General features: G+C 58.1%; 14 protein-coding genes. 7 read left to right on the top strand and 7 right to left on the bottom strand.

The genetic code is table 11. From position 1 onward, the window contains the following. Positions 1-61: 61 nt before the first annotated feature. On the top strand, positions 62-556 hold the full coding sequence (locus tag EIY72_RS23160; protein WP_093230061.1) for a GreA/GreB family elongation factor: 495 nt from the start codon (positions 62-64) through the stop codon (positions 554-556). Here the strand turns inward: EIY72_RS23160 and gdhA are convergent. Next, complete coding sequence (gene gdhA / locus EIY72_RS23155; RefSeq protein ID WP_093230058.1) at positions 553-1,890, bottom strand: NADP-specific glutamate dehydrogenase; 1,338 nt, start codon at positions 1,888-1,890, stop codon at positions 553-555. The genes EIY72_RS23160 and gdhA overlap by 4 nt on opposite strands. Before the next feature lie 302 nt (positions 1,891-2,192). Beyond that, positions 2,193-3,857 carry an energy-dependent translational throttle protein EttA gene (gene ettA / locus EIY72_RS23150; protein WP_093230055.1) on the bottom strand — a complete coding sequence of 555 codons (1,665 nt, stop codon included), beginning with the start codon at positions 3,855-3,857 and terminating at the stop codon, positions 2,193-2,195. Positions 3,858-4,145: 288 nt separating this feature from the next. Here ettA and EIY72_RS23145 point away from each other — a divergent pair, with 288 nt between their 5' ends. The 4 genes from EIY72_RS23145 to EIY72_RS23130 all read left to right on the top strand — a co-directional run bounded on the left by EIY72_RS23145 (position 4,146) and on the right by EIY72_RS23130 (position 11,090). Then, the gene (locus tag EIY72_RS23145; protein WP_093230053.1) at positions 4,146-7,994 is read left to right on the top strand and encodes a sensor domain-containing protein; all 3,849 of its coding nucleotides are present in this window, start codon (positions 4,146-4,148) and stop codon (positions 7,992-7,994) included. Positions 7,995-8,217: 223 nt separating this feature from the next. Then, entirely contained in the window at positions 8,218-8,760 is a 543-nt protein-coding gene (locus tag EIY72_RS23140) for a hypothetical protein (protein ID WP_093230051.1), read from the top strand. A gap of 275 nt (positions 8,761-9,035) precedes the next feature. After that, positions 9,036-10,289: a serine hydroxymethyltransferase gene (gene glyA / locus EIY72_RS23135; RefSeq protein WP_093230049.1), complete on the top strand. Its 1,254-nt coding sequence runs from the start codon at positions 9,036-9,038 to the stop codon at positions 10,287-10,289. A gap of 237 nt (positions 10,290-10,526) precedes the next feature. After that, complete coding sequence (locus EIY72_RS23130) at positions 10,527-11,090, top strand: hypothetical protein (protein ID WP_093230047.1); 564 nt, start codon at positions 10,527-10,529, stop codon at positions 11,088-11,090. 406 nt (positions 11,091-11,496) lie between these two features. Here EIY72_RS23130 and yjiA read toward each other — a convergent pair whose 3' ends face one another. From yjiA to EIY72_RS23115, 3 genes are all read right to left on the bottom strand, one after another. Further along, positions 11,497-12,474 carry a GTPase gene (gene yjiA, locus EIY72_RS23125; RefSeq protein WP_093230044.1) on the bottom strand — a complete coding sequence of 326 codons (978 nt, stop codon included), beginning with the start codon at positions 12,472-12,474 and terminating at the stop codon, positions 11,497-11,499. A gap of 164 nt (positions 12,475-12,638) precedes the next feature. Continuing rightward, a complete protein-coding gene (locus EIY72_RS23120; protein WP_008052036.1) occupies positions 12,639-12,836 on the bottom strand; it encodes a YbdD/YjiX family protein in 198 nt (65 codons plus the stop codon). Between the two features lie 16 nt (positions 12,837-12,852). Continuing rightward, positions 12,853-14,919 (bottom strand): carbon starvation CstA family protein, encoded by a 2,067-nt coding sequence (locus tag EIY72_RS23115; RefSeq protein WP_093230042.1) that lies wholly within the window; start codon positions 14,917-14,919, stop codon positions 12,853-12,855. 160 nt (positions 14,920-15,079) lie between these two features. Here EIY72_RS23115 and EIY72_RS23110 point away from each other — a divergent pair, with 160 nt between their 5' ends. After that, positions 15,080-15,448 (top strand): PilZ domain-containing protein, encoded by a 369-nt coding sequence (locus EIY72_RS23110; protein ID WP_093230040.1) that lies wholly within the window; start codon positions 15,080-15,082, stop codon positions 15,446-15,448. Positions 15,449-15,481: 33 nt separating this feature from the next. On the opposite strand, the gene radA is transcribed toward EIY72_RS23110, so the two are convergent. Next, complete coding sequence (gene radA, locus EIY72_RS23105; protein WP_093230038.1) at positions 15,482-16,849, bottom strand: DNA repair protein RadA; 1,368 nt, start codon at positions 16,847-16,849, stop codon at positions 15,482-15,484. A gap of 652 nt (positions 16,850-17,501) precedes the next feature. Between radA and mscL the strand changes: the two genes are divergently transcribed. Further along, on the top strand, positions 17,502-17,915 hold the full coding sequence (mscL, locus tag EIY72_RS23100) for a large-conductance mechanosensitive channel protein MscL (protein ID WP_093230036.1): 414 nt from the start codon (positions 17,502-17,504) through the stop codon (positions 17,913-17,915). A gap of 44 nt (positions 17,916-17,959) precedes the next feature. Here mscL and EIY72_RS23095 read toward each other — a convergent pair whose 3' ends face one another. Next, complete coding sequence (locus EIY72_RS23095) at positions 17,960-18,736, bottom strand: ferredoxin--NADP reductase (RefSeq protein WP_093230034.1); 777 nt, start codon at positions 18,734-18,736, stop codon at positions 17,960-17,962. Positions 18,737-18,792: the final 56 nt, after the last annotated feature.

Raw genomic sequence — 18,792 nt, 5'->3', positions numbered from 1 at the left:
AGACACTCGGTGAAACCAATAACCTGCAACCATGGCCCAAACCCTATACCGGGAGAAAACCATGAGCCGAGCCTTCGTCAATGAAGATAACGCCGCTGCACAAGCCGACCAGCCCGTCGAGCGGCAGGTCAGCGCGCAGCCCAACTACGTCACACCCCAAGGCCTGAGCCAGTTGCAGGCCAAGGTTCTCGAACTGCAGACCCTGCATGCCGAACAATCGGCCAAGGGCGACCAGGCCGACAAGCAGCGCCTGGCCGACCTCGAACGTGATCTGCGTTATTTCAAGCAGCGCCTGGGCAGCGCGCAAGTGGTGCCCTCGGCCACCTCAGGCGAGAAAGTCCAGATCGGCAGTTGGGTGACTTACGCGGATGAACAAGGCACCGAACACCGCGTGCAGCTGGTCGGCGAGGATCAGGCCGATGTCGCCCATGGCCTGATCAACTTTGCTTCGCCGCTGGGTCGGGCATTGCTCGGGGCACGACTCAACGACGAAGTACTCTGGCTACGTCCTGCCGGGGATCAACGGATTGAAGTGATCCGTATCGAGCCCGCTTAAACCACGCCCTGTGCCAGCATCGCGTCGGCAACTTTGACGAAGCCGGCAATGTTCGCGCCTTTGACATAATTGACCCGGCCGTTCTCTTCACCGTAATGCACGCAGGCATGGTGAATCGACTGCATGATCGCGTGAAGCTTGCTGTCCACCTCACCGCCGGTCCACAGCAGGCGCATGGCGTTCTGCGACATTTCCAGGCCGCTGACCGCGACACCACCGGCATTCGAAGCCTTGCCCGGTGCAAACAGAATGCCCGCTTCGACGAACAGGTCAACCGCCTCAAGGGTGGTCGGCATGTTCGCGCCTTCGGCCACACACAGGCAGCCATTGCGCAGCAAGGTACGCGCAGCCTCGGCATCCAGTTCGTTTTGCGTGGCACACGGCAATGCGATATCGCAAACCAGCGACCATGGCAATTGACCGGCACGGAATTCCAGGCCAAAGCGCTCCGCCAGTTCACGGATACGCCCGCGCTGCACGTTTTTCAGCTCCAGCACCGCTAGCCATTGCTCCTCGGTCAGCCCGCTTTCGCAATACAGCGTGCCTTCGGAGTCGGACAGCGAAATCACCTTGCCGCCCAGGTCCATGACCTTGCGCGCCGCATATTGAGCAACGTTGCCGGAGCCGGAGATCGCCACGCGCTTGCCTTCGACCGTCAGGCCGCGGCGCTTGAGCATTTCCTCGGCGAAATACACACAGCCAAACCCGGTGGCTTCAGGACGAATCAGGCTGCCACCGTAGCTCGGCCCTTTACCTGTCAGAACGCTGGTGAACTGGTTGCTCAGGCGTTTGTACTGGCCAAACAGGAAGCCGATTTCACGGGCGCCGACGCCAATATCCCCGGCCGGCACGTCAACATCCGCGCCGATGTGGCGGTACAGCTCGCTCATGAAGGCCTGGCAGAAACGCATGACTTCCGCGTCGCTCTTGCCCTTCGGATCGAAGTCCGAGCCACCCTTGCCGCCGCCCATGGGCAACGAGGTCAGGGAGTTCTTGAAGGTCTGCTCGAAGGCGAGGAATTTCAGCACGCCCATGTTCACTGACGGATGGAAGCGCAAGCCGCCCTTGTACGGGCCGATCGCGCTGTTCATCTGGATGCGGAACCCGCGATTGACCTGGACCTTGCCTTGATCATCGACCCACGACACGCGAAACACCACCGCCCGCTCCGGCTCGCAGATGCGCTCCAGGATGCCGGACGTCAGGTAGTGCGGATTGGCTTCAAGGAACGGCCACAGACTGCGCAGCACTTCCTCCACGGCCTGGTGGAATTCAGGTTGATCCGGGTCGCGTTTTTTCAGGCGAGCGAGGAAGGATTCGACGGATTCGATCATGTAAAAGTCTCGGCAAATTGATTGTCGTTATCGGAGATTGAGCCGGACTGTAACAAACGATTCGCGCACAAGAACAGCGCAGAATGTCGCACTTATGAAATTAAATGGTGCACAGGATATAAATTAATCCTGTTTCCGAGCATTTTTTGCACCTCAATGGGGAAGCAAAAACCCAGTAATGCACCAACAGTTACACCGTCATCGCTGACTGGCCAGCGATGAATTCAGATCGGTACTTCTGAAAAAACAGGCAAAAAAAAACGGAGCCCGAAGGCTCCGCTCTTTATGCAACCAACCCGAAATCAGGCCAGCTTCTTGTGCCGTACACGGTGCGGCTGGGCAGCCGCTTCGCCGAGACGCTTCTTGCGATCGGCTTCGTATTCGGTGTAGTTACCTTCAAAGAACACCGCTTGCGAGTCGTCTTCGTACGCCAGGATGTGAGTAGCCACACGGTCAAGGAACCAGCGATCGTGAGAGATCACAATGGCGGCGCCCGGGAAGTCCAGCAGGGCTTCTTCCAGGGAACGCAGGGTTTCAACGTCGAGGTCGTTGGACGGTTCGTCGAGCAGCAGGACGTTGCCGCCCTCTTTCAGGGTCAGGGCCAGGTGCAAGCGACCGCGCTCACCACCGGACAGGTCCTTGACGAACTTCTGCTGGTCGCCACCCTTGAAGTTGAAGCGACCGACGTAGGTACGCGACGGGATCTCGTAGTTGCCGATGCGGATCTGGTCGGAGCCATCGGAGATCTGCTGGAACACGGTCTTGCTGCCGTCCAGGTCTTCGCGGCTCTGATCGACGCAAGCCAGTTGCACGGTTTCACCGACTTCGATGCTGCCCGAATCCGGCGTTTCCTTGCCCATCAGCATGCGGAACAGGGTCGATTTACCGGCACCGTTACCACCGATCACGCCGACGATGGCGCCCTTCGGCATGGAGAACGACAGGTTGTCGATCAACACGCGATCGCCGTAGCCCTTGGTGACGTTCTTGAATTCGATGACCTTGTCGCCCAGGCGCGGACCGGCCGGGATGTAGATCTCGTTGGTTTCCGAACGCTTCTGGAATTCCTGCGATTGCATTTCTTCGAAGCGTTGCAGACGTGCCTTGGATTTCGACTGACGAGCCTTGGCGCCTTTGCGCACCCACTCCAGTTCTTCCTTCATGGCTTTTTCATGAGCCGACTGCTGCTTGGATTCCTGGGCCAGACGATCGGACTTGGCTTCCAGCCAGCCCGAGTAGTTACCTTCATAAGGAATGCCCGCACCACGGTCGAGTTCGAGGATCCAGCCCGCAACGTTGTCGAGGAAGTAACGGTCGTGCGTGATCGCGACCACAGTGCCCGGGAAGTCGTGCAGGAAGTGCTCCAGCCAGGCAACGGAATCGGCGTCCAGGTGGTTGGTCGGTTCGTCGAGCAGCAGCATGTCCGGGGCGGACAGCAGCAGACGGCACAGGGCCACACGACGTTTCTCACCACCGGACAGGTGCTCGACCTTGGCGTCCCAGGCTGGCAGACGCAGCGCGTCGGCGGCGACTTCCAGTTGACGCTCCAGGTTATGGCCATCGCTGGCCTGCAGGATCGCTTCAAGCTTGGCCTGCTCGGCAGCCAGTTTGTCGAAGTCGGCATCAGGATCGGCGTAGGCGGCGTAGACCTCGTCCAGGCGTGCCTGGGCGTCCTTGATCACGCTGACCGCTTCCTCGACCACTTCACGCACGGTCTTGGTCGGATCAAGTTGTGGCTCTTGCGGCAGATAACCGATGTTCAGGTCCGGCATCGGACGGGCTTCGCCCTCGAACTCGGTGTCGACGCCGGCCATGATTTTCAGCAGCGTGGATTTACCCGAACCGTTCAGACCCAATACGCCGATCTTGGCGCCCGGGAAGAAGGAAAGAGAGATGTTTTTCAGGATTTCCCGCTTCGGCGGAACAACTTTGCCCAGCCGATGCATGGTGAATACGTATTGAGCCATGGAGAACCTAGGGTCAGTGACTGATGAATGATTGGAGCGCAGGCGATGCCTGGGCCAGGTTGCGCGCGCCGTTTGCATGAGGCTATTAATCGTGCGCGCTGAAAAAACCTGATTCTAGGAGCTGGAACGCTCCCGCGTAACCGGCAAAGCTACCTTAATGACAGATGGCAGTCCAGCCGACGGACAGGGGCTGGCACTTAGCCACAAGTCCGGGCATGCTAGCCGCCCTTTGGGCGTCCGGCTTATAGTGCACGTCGCGCCAGTCCAGCCAAACCGCAGGATTACAGCTTGTCCAATGTCCCTCCGCCGCTGACCACCAGTGCACCGACCACGGCGCCCGGCTCGCCCCTGCGCGGGACCTTGAAGGGCACCCTGGCGGGCCTCGTTTTGTTGCTGTTGGCGCTGCTGTTCTGGCAACTGCTCGATCAACTGAGCGAAACCCAGAAAAACCAGCGGCAATACACCATCGACTTCACTGCCGACCTGGCGTCACAGGTCAGCCTGAACATGGCGCTCAACGCGCAGATCGCCCTCAATCTGCTACCGATTGTCGAAGAGCCGCAGGACGCCGACGAACTGCAGACGCTGCTGCGCAAATTGCAACAGTCCTTGCCGGAACTGCGCAGCCTGGCGTTGCTCAGCCCCTCCGGCAAAGTCATCAGCGACAGCGCGAACAACAGCGACGATGCCGATTACCTCAGCGAACTGGTTCGCCGCAGTCATTCACAGGCGCACTATTTCAGCAACGCCAGTGACGGCTCGGTGGTGCATTTGCTGCTGCACCAATCCAGTGGTAGTACCCATGGCTACTGGGCCCTGCGGCTCACGCCGACGTTTTTCTCCTCGCTGACCAAACAAGGCGATGCCGGTGACCGTCCTTTATGGCTGGTAGAGAACCGGATCAACCACCAGATCGTCAGCCGCGATGAGGCACGCCCCTCGATCAATCCGGGCACCCTCACCGAAGACGATATCGCCAACAGCGTCCTGACCGTCCCGCTGAGCAGCAGCGATTGGCAGTTGCGCGGCTTGTTCGACCGCCAGCGCGTGCTCGAAGAGCTGCTTCCGGCGTTCATCGGCAAATGCCTGCTGGGCCTGGCGCTCTCACTGTTGCCGTTCATTGCGTTGCTGAACATGCGCCGCCGTCAACGCCAACTGAATGAAGGGCGTCGGCGCTATCAGGATATTTTCGAAGGCACCGGCGTCGCCTTGTGCGTACTCGACATGTCCGGCCTCAAAGGCTTCTTCGACAAGGCGCAACTGCACGACAGCGACGCATTGCGAGCATGGCTGGCCCTGCCGGAACAGCGTCGGCAAATACTGCAGGAACTGCGCATCACCGAGGTCAACCAGGTTGCGCTGCAACTGCTGAACGTCGCTACCGCCGCGCAGGCCTGGCAACTGCTGATCGAGGGCAGTCCACAGGATGGCACGGCCATCGGCGAGCCGATTCTCGAAGCCGTGCTCAACCGGCAGAACCAGCTCGAACGTGAAATCAAGCTCCAGGACGCCCACGGCCGCGACCAACACCTGTGGCTGGTGCTGCGCCTGCCGGAAAACCCCGAAGACTACAAAGCCGTGATCCTGAGCATCACCGACATCACCAGCCGCAAGCTGGTCGAGTTGTCCCTGCTGGAACGCGAGGGCTTCTGGTCGGACGTCGTGCGTACGGTGCCGGACCACCTGTACGTGCAGGACGTGCTCAGCCAGCGCATGATCTTCAGCAACCACCATCTGGGGCAGACGCTCGCCTACAACCGCACCGAACTGCACCAGATGGGCGAGTATTTCTGGGAAATCCTCTTGCACCCGGAAGATGCCGACTATTACCACCGCTCGCGTCAGGCTCAGCGCCAGGCCGGTTACCGCCAACTGCTGCAGTGCCAATTGCGCTTCCGCCATCGCGATGGGCAATGGCGCCGTTTCGAGATTCGCGAACAGGCCCTGGCTCGGGACAAGGACGGCCAGGTCACGCGCATCATCGGCGTGGCCAAGGACATCACCGACCAGATCGAGGCTAGCGAATCCCTGCGCGACAGCGAACAACGCTACCGCATGCTCGCCGAAAGCATCAGCGACGTGATTTTCTCCACCGACAGCCGTTTGTCCCTCAACTACGTCAGCCCCTCGGTACAGGCCGTGCTGGGCTACGACGCCGAATGGATTTTCCAGAACGGCTGGCAATCGACCATCGCCAACCCGCAGCAGTTGACCGGCATCTATAGCTTGATGGACCGGGTCAGCAAGGCGCTGGATCGCCCGGAACAATTGGCGCAACTGCGCAGCCAGGTGCAGACCCAGCTGTTCCTGTTCGATTGCCTGCGCGCCGACGGCCGCAAGATTCCCATTGAGTTGCGTCTGGTGCTGGTCTGGGACGAGCACGGTGCGTTTGAGGGTGTGCTGGGCGTCGGACGTGATATCAGCCAACAACGTCGCGCAGAAAAAGACTTGCGCATGGCCGCCACCGTATTCGAACACTCGACCTCGGCGATCCTGATCACCGACCCGGCCGGTTATATCGTACAGGCCAACGAAGCGTTCAGCCGGGTCAGCGGCTATGCCGTCGAGCAGGTGCTCGACCAGTTGCCAAACATGCTGACCGTCGACGAACAGCAGGAAGCGCACCTGCGCTATGTGCTCAAGCAATTGGGCCAGCACAGCACCTGGGAAGGTGAAGTCTGGCTCAAGCGCCGCAATGGCGAACACTACCCGGCCTGGGTCGGTATCACCGCGGTACTGGACGATGAGGGCGACCTGGCCAGCTATGTGTGTTTCTTCAGCGACATCAGCGAGCGCAAGGCCAGCGAGCAGCGCATTCATCGCCTCGCCTACTACGATGCCCTGACGCACCTGCCCAACCGCACGCTGTTCCAGGATCGCCTGCACACGGCACTGCAATCGGCCGAACGGCAGAAGTCGTGGGTGGTGCTGATGTTCCTCGACCTTGACCGTTTCAAACCGATCAACGACTCCCTCGGTCATGCCGCCGGCGACCGCATGCTCAAGGAAATGGCCACGCGCCTGCTCGGCTGCGTCGACGATGACGACACCGTCGCACGCATGGGCGGCGATGAATTCACCCTGCTCCTGCAACCGCGGGCCAACCGGGAAATCGCCTTGAACCGTGCCATTCATGTGGCCGAACAGATTCTCGCCAGCCTGGTGAAACCCTTCGTGCTTGAGGGCCGCGAATTCTTCGTCACAGCCAGTATCGGCATTGCCCTGAGCCCACAGGACGGCAATGAACTCAGCCAGTTGATGAAAAACGCCGACACTGCGATGTACCACGCCAAGGAGCGCGGCAAGAACAACTTCCAGTTCTATCAGGCGGACATGAACGCCAGTGCTCTGGAGCGTCTGGAGCTGGAAAGCGACCTGCGCCACGCCCTGGAACAGAATGAATTCGTTCTGTATTACCAGCCGCAGTTCAGCGGCGACGGCAAGCGACTGACCGGTGCCGAAGCGCTGTTGCGCTGGCGCCATCCACGGCGTGGACTGGTGCCACCGGGGGATTTCATTCCGGTGCTCGAAGAACTCGGTCTGGTAGTGGACGTCGGTGACTGGGTGATCAGCGAGGCCTGCCGTCAGCTCAAGTCCTGGCGTCAGGCCGGCGCGCGGGTGCCCAAGGTGTCGGTGAACATCTCGGCACGGCAGTTCTCCGACGGCCAGCTCGGCACACGGATTGCCACCATTCTCAAGGAAACCGGCCTGCCACCGGCGTGCCTGGAGCTGGAACTGACCGAAAGTATCCTGATGCGCGAAGTCAGCGAAGCGATGCAGATTCTCGACGGCCTGAAAAACCTCGGCCTGAGCATTGCGGTCGACGACTTCGGCACCGGTTACTCATCGCTCAACTACCTCAAGCAGTTCCCGATCGATGTGTTGAAAATCGACCGGACTTTCGTCGATGGATTGCCATCGGGCGAACAGGATGCACAGATCGCCCGGGCGATCATCGCCATGGCCCACAGCCTGAATCTGGCGGTGATCGCCGAAGGCGTGGAAACCCATGAGCAGCTGGATTTCCTCAGGGAACATGGCTGTGATGAGGTGCAGGGTTACCTGTTCGGCCGGCCGATGCAGGCGGGTCTGTTCGAGAAACAGTTCAGCAATGATGCGCTGTTCGTGCTTGATTAACTCTGCCAACTAATTGCTCCCAGCGCCTCGAGCAGCAACTCCAGCCAACATTATTCAAACACCTGAATAACCCGCCCTCCAATAAAAAAACAGCCTTCAAACATATATACATCGATACAACTACGCAACTCAATCACCTTCAAACAAATGTTAGGCTCATCGATACAACCGCAGCCCAACCAGTGGACCTGCGCAATCAAAAGCCAAACATGAAGGTTAACCCATGAGTACTGATCGTCAAAAGTCGTTTATTGGCACACTGAAATTAAATGGCAACCCCGTCAATATCATCCAAACCGAGAGTGAAGGTTTTCCCGATGCGCTGGTCGCAGGGCTGCCGCTGCCCGCCGCGCAAATCTATTTCAGGTTCGAGCATGGACATTACGTGCTTTACATACGCTCCGAAGGAGACTATTTCGGAAGATTGGTCCGAGAGGAAAATAACGGCGACATCAATGTCGGCGAGGTGGCTGGCAGCGCAACCATCAGCTTTAATATTCAAAAAAACGGCCGCACGGTTACACTGGATGATATGAATACAAATACGCAGACCATTAACATTACAACTAACAACGGCTCAACACTTTACGTTCAAAATTCCATCTGCGCACCGAGCCCCATCCCCCACACTCATTCTGCAACCTATAAAAAATTTCCAAAGCACGCAACTTTCACTACAACTTCGGGCAAGCACTGCAGTGCGGAGTTCGAACTGACAATACTGGAGCGAAATGCTCCTTACTTGAACAACCCGGGTGAGATCTGAGTTTCACTCAAGGGCTCCCAGACAGTGAAAGTTCGACATCCATTGAAGCCCATTAAATGCCTGCTGCCAGGCAAGCCAACAGAAAGCCACCTTCGGCTGCCGCGAAAAGCAGTGTCCGCTTGAGAGCGGCGAAGGTGGAAATTTCTGCGGCTTGCCACCCTCCCGAGCGGCGCATGAACGCCACTTGTCTACGACATGATGCCGTTTCATATGCCATCTAAAACCCATTGGGTTAGAATGCCCCCCTTTTCCGCCCCCGATCCTTGAGGACCGCCATGTTCAGCCGTGATTTGACTATTGCCAAGTACGACGCCGATCTCTTTGCCGCCATGGAGCAAGAAGCTCAGCGCCAGGAAGAGCACATTGAGCTGATCGCTTCGGAAAACTACACCAGCCCTGCGGTGATGGAAGCTCAAGGCTCGGTTCTAACCAACAAATACGCCGAAGGCTACCCGGGCAAGCGCTACTACGGTGGTTGCGAGTACGTCGACGTCGTTGAGCAACTGGCTATCGATCGTGCCAAGGAACTGTTCGGCGCTGATTACGCCAACGTTCAGCCGCACGCAGGCTCCCAGGCCAACGCTGCCGTTTACCTGGCCCTGCTGTCGGCCGGTGACACTATCCTGGGCATGAGCCTGGCCCACGGCGGTCACCTGACCCACGGTGCCAGCGTTTCCTCCTCCGGCAAGCTGTACAACGCTATCCAGTACGGCATCGACGCCAACGGCCTGATCGACTACGACGAAGTCGAGCGCCTGGCGGTTGAGCACAAGCCAAAAATGATCGTGGCCGGTTTCTCTGCCTACTCGCAGGTTCTGGATTTCCCACGCTTCCGCGCCATCGCCGACAAGGTCGGTGCCTACCTGTTCGTCGACATGGCTCACGTGGCCGGTCTGGTCGCCGCTGGCGTCTACCCGAACCCGGTGCCTTTCGCTGACGTCGTGACCACCACCACGCACAAGACCCTGCGCGGTCCACGTGGCGGCCTGATCCTGGCTCGCGCCAACGCCGACATCGAGAAGAAGCTGAACTCCGCCGTATTCCCGGGCGCCCAGGGCGGTCCGCTGGAGCACGTGATCGCTGCCAAGGCGATCTGCTTCAAGGAAGCCCTGCAGCCTGAGTTCAAGACTTACCAGCAGCAAGTGGTGAAGAACGCCAAAGCCATGGCTGGCGTGTTCATCGAACGCGGTTTCGACGTGGTCTCCGGCGGTACTGAAAACCACCTGTTCCTGCTGTCTTTGATCAAGCAGGAAATCTCCGGTAAAGACGCCGACGCCGCCCTGGGCAAAGCGTTCATCACCGTGAACAAGAACTCGGTGCCAAACGACCCACGCTCCGCGTTCGTCACTTCCGGTCTGCGCTTCGGCACCCCGGCCGTGACCACTCGCGGCTTCAAGGAAGCAGAGTGCAAGGAACTGGCAGGCTGGATCTGCGACATCCTGGCTGACCTGAACAACGAAGCAGTGATCGACGCTGTTCGTGAGAAAGTCAAAGCCATCTGCAAGAAGCTGCCGGTGTACGGCGCTTAATCCGCCCCGTTAGACCGCAGTTAAAATAAACCGGCCAGAGATGGCCGGTTTATTTTTGCTTACGATAAAAACAAATGATGAAATCCAACCCTTCGACAGCCGTTATTACCAGTAAAAAAACGCCGCGCAGACACCTTTTAACTTCCCGCAATACACGCAATACCAAAACACCTTCGTCAAGACTTAATCTGAACCCTGCATAGATCCAATCCATTACACAAAACAGCAGGTTTCAAAATGAACAACCTTATTGAGAATTCTTTTATCGCGACACTTAGAATGCGCGACCACAACATCAACTTACTTGAGCTACTCCATGAAAAACCAGCGTTGGCGACCATTCACTTGTTCAGCGGAGGATTTTTTACTGGTGCATCGCAAACCTTTGATCACTCTCACCTGCTCGGCATTCGCCCTGCCCAGCAAGGCGGCTCGGCTCACCCACTGAAACTGCATTTTCGGTACACCGGCAATGGCTATGTATTGTCCATAAAAAATTCGGGAGCGTATTACAACAAGCTTATAAGTGAATGCTGGCGGAACATATTGGGCGCAGTGAATTCAGATGAAGACAACCCGACGACTTTCACTCTTCTTGATCATCATGGAAAACCAATAACCCTAAGCAAAATCATTTCTACTCACACACCAGTTTCGCTGGTAACTGAAGATGATAAATATGTAGGTGGTGAAACCGCTAAAGGCTCACCTTATGTTTACCTTGCCCGTACGAAAGAGCGCTCAAAAATAACTTTTGCTCTGAGCATTCTTGAAAGAAAAGTACCTCATGCCAATAGCTGAACGCGTTGCAAGTCACCTTATGAAGTTTCCCTTTGAAGCATAACCTTGAGATTGATATCAGACGTAGCATCCAGAAAACGAAAGATCGCCACTCCTTGACTCACGCCAGAGGGGCGATACCCTCCAGCCGCGAAAAACGGTTGCTCAAGCGACAGCAAAAAACCTTGAATGACTGTCGTGCCTGCTACCTGGCAAGCACGACTTACGAAGCGGAAAAGGTGATGAGATCACCAGTCGTCGTCAACTCAACGGTAGAAAAACTCAGGACCATGTAGGCCAGGGAACAATGGAGCCTCGATGACATGCAGTCGGGTCGGTGTAAGCTCGCCGAATAGTTGGGTATCAGCCAGCCAAGCTTGGCCGAAGCACTGATCGTGTGGGAAGGCCTCAACGCCTGGAACGGCTCCTACAATGGATCCCTCCCTACCCGAGCAAACCCCTCACGAACTCTCTCTTCCGGCAAATCATCGCCAATAAACACGATCACGCTTTCCCGCGCCTCGTCAGCGGTCCATTCGGTGTCCCAATCGAAACCGTAAAGCTTCAGCACCCCCTGAAACACCATGCGTCGTGGCTCACCCGCAATATTCAACACACCTTTGTAGCGCAGCAATTGCTTGCCATGCTCTTCCAGCAGTTCGTTCATGAACTCGCTGAGCCGGTCGATATCCAGCGGTTTGTCAGTGCGCAGCACCAGGCTGGAAATACGGTCGATGGACGGTGCCTGGCTCACCGGCCGCAGGCTGACGCCACCACCGAGATCGGCATTGAGATTGAACCCGCGGACATCGAGCAACTCAGCCAGATCGATCCTGCCGTGATCAACCACGCGGATCGGCGCACGGCGATTGATGCGGGTCAGGCGCCCGCTCAACGCGGTGAAGGTCGCTTCATCCACCAGGTCCCGCTTGCTCACCAGCAAGCGGTCGGCGAAACCGACCTGCGCCTGGGCGATGGTCTGGGTCAGGTGCACGTCGGCATGGGCCGCGTCGACCAGGGTGATGATGCCGTCAAGGATGTAACGTTCACGCAGTTCTTCGTCGATGAAGAACGTCTGCGCCACCGGCGCCGGATCGGCGAGACCGGTGCATTCGATCACCAGCCGGTCAAAGGCGATGTCGCCTTGGTCCAGCCGCTCAAGCAACAGATAAAGCGCCTTGGTCAGGTCGGTGTGAATGGTGCAGCAGACGCAGCCGTTGGACAGCGTCATCACTTGCACCGGCTCGTCGCCCAACAGTTGGGTATCGATGCCGGCATCGCTGAATTCGTTCTCGATCACGGCGATTTTCAGGCCGTGCTCGGCCTTGAGTAGATGGCGCAGCAAGGTGGTCTTGCCGGCGCCAAGAAAGCCGCTAAGGATCGTGACGGGAATTGGAGAGGACACGCTGGATCTCCTTCTTTGCACAACATAAATAAACAACACAAAACAAAAGTGGGAGCGGGCTTGCTCGCGAAGGTGGCGTGTCAGTCGACATAAGTGCTGAATGACAGACCGCTTTCGCGGGCAAGCCCGCTCCCACAGGGGATTGCATCAACCGGAGTGCTGCCTCAGCAGCACTTCGGCCCACCCTTGCCACCGTAGCGGGCTTCCTGACGTTCACGGAAGAACATCTCGTAGCTCATCACCGGTTTGTCCGGGTGCTTGCTCTGCATATGCTCGACGTAGTTGTCGTAGTCGGGCATGCCGACCATCAGGCGCGCGGCCTGACCGAGGTATTTACCGAGGCGACTCAAGTCATTGAACATGGTGCAAGTCCTCGATTCACGCGTCCGGCAGGGCCTGGAATGGCGATTCTTTATCCGTACGCTCTTTGCTGCCCCAGGCGGAAATACCGACCTTGAGCGCGTAGAACAGGATACTGAACACCACGAACAGGAAGAGCGCCGTCAACGTCGCGTTGGTGTAGGCGTTGAAGATCACGTGCTGCATCTGCGTGATGTCCTTGGCCGGGGCAATGATCTGGCCGTTGGCCAGGGCATCGCTGTATTTTTTCGCCAGCGACAGGAAGCCGATCGCCGGGTTGGCGTCGAACAGCTTGATGAAACCGGCTGTCGTCGTGCAGATCAACAACCAGGCCGCGGGCAGCAAGGTCACCCAGATGTAGCGCTGGCGCTTCATCTTGATCAGGACCACGGTGCCGAGCATCAGGGCGATACCCGCCAGCATCTGGTTGGAGATACCGAACAGTGGCCACAAGGTATTGATACCACCCAGTGGGTCGATTACACCCTGGTACAGCAACCAGCCCCACATCGCCACACAACCGGCGGTGGCGATCAGGTTGGCAGTCCAGGATTCTGTGCGGCGCAGGGCCGGCACGAACGAGCCGAGCAGATCCTGCAGCATGAAACGACCGGCACGGGTACCGGCGTCGACTGCGGTCAGGATGAACAGCGCTTCGAACAGGATCGCAAAGTGATACCAGAACGCCATGGTGTTCTCGCCTGGCAACACGCTGTGCAGAATCTGCGCGATACCGACTGCCAGGGTCGGCGCACCACCGGCACGGGCGAGGATGGTGGTTTCACCGATGTCATGGGCCACCGCTTGCAGCGCTTCCGGGGTGATGGCAAAGCCCCAGCTGCTGACGGTTTGTGCTACAGCCACGATGTCACCACCGACCACGGCAGCCGGGCTGTTCATGGCGAAGTACACGCCCGGCTCGATCACCGACGCAGCGACCATGGCCATGATCGCCACGAAGGACTCCATGAGCATGCCGCCGTAACCGATGTAGCGGGCGTTGGTTTCGTTATCGAGTAACTTCGGCGTGGTGCCGGAAGAGATCAGCGCATGGAACCCGGACACTGCACCACAGGCAATGGTGATGAACAGGAACGGGAACAGGCCGCCCTTCCACACCGGGCCCGTGCCGTCGATGAACTGGGTCAGGGCCGGCATTTTCAGATCCGGCATGGTCACCAGGATGCCGATAGCCAGAGCAATGATGGTGCCGATTTTCAGGAAAGTAGAGAGGTAATCACGCGGGGCGAGGATCAGCCACACCGGCAACACCGCCGCGACAAAACCGTAACCGATCAGCATCCAGGTGATCTGCACACCCGTGAAGCTGAAGGCCTTGGCCCACACCGGATCCGCGGCAATCTGCCCGCCGAGCCAGATCGAACCGAGCAGCAGCAACACGCCGATTACCGAGATCTCGCCAATGCGGCCCGGGCGGATGTAGCGCATATAGATGCCCATGAACATAGCGATCGGAATGGTCGCCATCACCGTGAAAATGCCCCAAGGGCTCTCGGCCAGGGCCTTGACCACGATCAGTGCCAGCACCGCGAGGATGATGATCATGATCAGGAAGCAACCGAACAGCGCGATGGTCCCGGGGATGCGGCCCATTTCTTCGCGGACCATGTCGCCCAGGGAACGGCCGTTGCGGCGGGTGGACATGAACAGGACCATGAAGTCCTGCACGGCACCGGCCAGCACCACGCCGGCAATCAGCCACAGCGTGCCGGGCAGGTAGCCCATCTGCGCCGCCAAAACCGGGCCGACCAACGGCCCCGCGCCAGCAATGGCTGCGAAGTGGTGACCGAAAAGAATGTGTTTGTTGGTCGGCACGTAGTCCAGACCATCGTTGTTGATGACTGCGGGGGTGGCCCGTCGCGCATCAAGCTGCATGACATTGTTAGCAATGAACAGACTGTAGTAGCGATAGGCGACCAGATAAATGGCCACGGCAGCGACCACGATCCACAAGGCGTTGATCGCCTCGCCTCGGCGCAATGCCACTACGCCCAGGGCGCACGCACCTACGATTGCCAGCACCAGCCAAGGCAGATGGCGTAGCGGGCTATTATTATTTTTCATTTTAGGATTCCAGCCAGAGTGGACAAGAAAGACAGCCACCCCGAGTTTAGCGCTCCTGACGGCAAAGACCATACCCCGACATTGGTCTAGACACCTGCCCGCGCTGGCAGCCTTCAACAATCAGGGTCTATAGTCAGCCTGTCTTTCAGAGGATCGCACCATGAGCGAGCAGCCTGCCGAACGTCGCCGTTTCAAACGTATTGCGTTCGATGCCCGTACCGAGCTGAGCCAGGGGGAATTCGTCTGGCCGGTGAAGTTGATCGATCTTTCGCTCAAGGGCCTGTTGATCGAACGGCCCGAACCCTGGCTGGGCGATGCGAAAAAGGATTATTCCATCGACATTCACCTGAGCGAGGATGTCGACATCAGCATGGATGCGAGACTGACCCACGAAGATCGTGGCCAGCTCGGCTTTGAGTGCTTGCACATCAGCCTGGAGTCTATCCAGCGCCTTCGGCGGCTGATCGAACTCAACCTCGCCGATGAAGCCGAGCTCGAACGTGAGCTGGGCGCCCTGATCGAGGTCTAGAGGTCACCCGCTCCCGCACACATCAACTGCAAATCACTCGAACAACGCATCAAGCGCTTGTTCCAGGCGGGTCACCGCAATGATCTGCAACCCGGCCGGAGCTTCCTTCGGTGCGTTGCCCTTGGGCACGATGGCACGCTTGAAGCCATGCTTGGCCGCCTCCTTCAAGCGCTCCTGGCCGCTCGGAACCGGGCGCACCTCACCGGAAAGGCCGACTTCGCCGAATACCAGCAAGTCATGAGGCAGCGGCCGGTTGCGCAAACTGGACATCACCGCGGCCATCAGTGCCAGGTCGGACGCCGTTTCCAACACCTTCACACCACCAACCACGTTGAGAAACACGTCCTGATCGTGAGTTGGAATGCCACCATGCCGGTGCAGCACCGCCAGCAACATGGCCAGACGGTTCTGGTCCAGCCCCAGGGTGACCCGACGCGGATTGGCCAAATGGCTGTCATCCACCAGCGCCTGAACTTCCACGAGCATCGGCCGAGTGCCTTCCCACGTGGCCATGACCACACTGCCCGGGACTTCTTCCTGAGCACGTGTCAGAAAAATCGCCGACGGGTTGGAGACCTCTTTCAGGCCCTTGTCGGTCATACCGAACACACCCAGCTCATTGACCGCACCAAAACGGTTTTTCACCGCTCGCAGCAGGCGCAGACGGCCATCGGACTCGCCTTCGAAATACAGCACGGTGTCGACCATGTGTTCCAGCACGCGAGGACCTGCCAGGGCGCCTTCCTTGGTCACGTGGCCGACCAGGAAAATCGCCGTGCCACTTTGCTTGGCATAACGCACCAGCAATGCCGCGCTTTCACGCACCTGGGACACGCCGCCCGGCGCCGATTGCAACTGCTCGGTGAATATCGTCTGGATCGAGTCGATCACCATCACCTTGGGCTTTTCCAGGCGCGCCGTGGCAATGATGGTTTCTATGCAGGTTTCGGTCATGACCCGCAGCTGATCCTGGGGCAGTCCCAGTCGTCGGGCGCGCATGGCCACTTGTTGCTGGGACTCCTCGCCAGTGACATAGAGCGCCGGCATGCTCTTGGCCAGGTTGCACAAGGTTTGCAGGAGGATGGTCGACTTGCCGATGCCAGGATCGCCACCGATCAGCACGACAGAGCCATCGACCAGACCACCGCCCAGGACACGATCCAGCTCGCTGGAGGCCGTGGAAAAACGTGGAATTTCTTCAACGCTGACTTCCGCCAACGTCTTGATCTGCGCCTGCTGGCCAGCCCACCCGGTACGACCGGTAGGCGCCGCCGCCCCGCCGCTTTCCACCATGGTTTCGGTGAGGGTATTCCAGGCGCCGCACTCACCGCACTGGCCCGCCCACTTGGGAAACGTTGAGCCGCACTCGGTGCAGCCGTACATGCGCTTGGCCTTGGCCATCGGAACTCCCGGCAAAAGACGCGATGATAGCTCAGCTGGAGTGAATCAGTGCAGCGACAGGCTTTAAACACTATCTGTATTCGCGAGGAGCCAATTGAAATCCTATTCTTGATATGCCAATTGGCATATTAAAAAACGGCAACACCTGTACAAGTTTTTAACTCAACATCTTCAATGTTCTTTACGAACCCATGGGTAAATATCAAAAAAACCTGTACAAGGTGTGAACAACAAACTGAACCAGTGTTAAACCTTCACACTTTTTAACAATTTGTTTAAAGCCACCAACCCCACTTAATTAAACATCACCAATCGCATCAAACAAAAACGATACAACGACAGCAATACGCCATCATCCAAGACAATAAAAATTGAACACAACGTTAGAGAAACATAACCATTCCCTTATACCGTTCTCCAAACCCATTCGAACATTTGAGCATTTTGTCCAATGCAAGACCGGTGGCATGCGCTTCACCACACGGAAGATCATTCCGCCCCCGTCGCCCTGCGCTGGCTATTCCTGCGTAAACTTTTCCACACCGGCCAGGTCGACTGCAGGGCAAGCGCTGACGGCCGTTGTTTCAAGCGGGATGCGGTTTGCTGATTTACACTGCCATCATCAACCTCATCTGTAACAAGGAAATCACCTATGGGCGTGCTCAGCGAGTTCAAGGCCTTCGCGGTCAAAGGCAACGTGGTCGACATGGCGGTCGGCATCATCATCGGCGCGGCATTCGGCAAAATCGTCACCTCGTTTGTGGGCGATGTGGTGATGCCTCCCATCGGCCTGCTGATCGGCGGCGTCGATTTCAGTGACCTGGCCATCACGCTCAAGGCCGCCGAGGGCAACGCCCCCGCCGTGGTGCTGGCCTACGGCAAGTTCATCCAGAGCATGATCGACTTCGTAATCGTCGCCTTCGCTATCTTCATGGGCGTCAAGGCCATCAACCGCCTGAAGCGCGAAGAGGCGGTAGCGCCGACGCTACCGCCAGTGCCGACCAAGGAAGAAGAGCTGCTGGGGGAAATCCGCGACCTGCTCAAGGCCCAGAACAACAGGCCTTGAGTGTTTCCATCAGATAAAAATCGGCGCCTTGAGGCGCCGTTTTTTTACCAGAAGTTTTCCACAGCCACCTGACCCGGACGGCGGCTCAGACTCAAGTGCATCTCACGTTGTTTAAGCAGTTTGCGCGTGTCATCGATCATCTGCGGATTGCCGCACAGCATGACGCGTGAATGCTCAGGGGTCAGCGCCACACCCGCTGCGCGCTCCAGCTCACCGTTTTCAATCAAGGTGGTGATCCTTCCGTTCAACGCACCGGGATGCTGCTCGCGGGTGACGGTGGCAATGAACTGCAGCTTGTGTGCGTACTCGGCCAGGTATTCACGCTTTGCAAGCCCGGCAATCAATGCCTGGTAAGCCAACTCCCGAGCCTCGCGCACGCTGTACACCAGGATGATTCGCTCGAATTTTTCCCAGACCTCGAAGTCCTGGAGTATCGAAAGAAACGGCGCGATGCCCGTGCCTGTGGATAACAACCAGAGATCACGGCCGTCTACAAAACGGTCCAGCGTCAGATAACCATAGGCCTGACGGTCGACCAGCAAGGTATCCCCCACGCCCAGCCGACTGAGTTCGCTGGTGAACTCGCCCCCCGGAACGACAATGGAGAAGAACTCCAGGAACTCGTCAAAAGGCGATGACACCATGGAATAAGCCCGCCACACCGTGCTGCCATCGGCCTTGGCCACGCCCAGCCGGGCAAATTGCCCCGCCCGAAAGCGAAAGCCCGGATCCCGGGTCGCGCGCAGGGTAAACAGGTTCGGCGTCAAGGGTTCAACGTCGAGTAGCGTCTGACGGGTAAATTTTTCTTCACTGACGGACATGGGGTGCTCCATTCACGAGACCGTCATAGTGTCCCGCAAAGCCTGCCCGGTAACCA

The sequence above is a fragment of the Pseudomonas vancouverensis genome, from assembly GCF_004348895.1.
In the GTDB taxonomy this organism is placed as follows: Bacteria; Pseudomonadota; Gammaproteobacteria; order Pseudomonadales; family Pseudomonadaceae; genus Aquipseudomonas; species Aquipseudomonas vancouverensis.
Note: the sequence above shows the minus strand (reverse complement) of the source record. Positions and strands in the feature narration are given on the sequence as shown.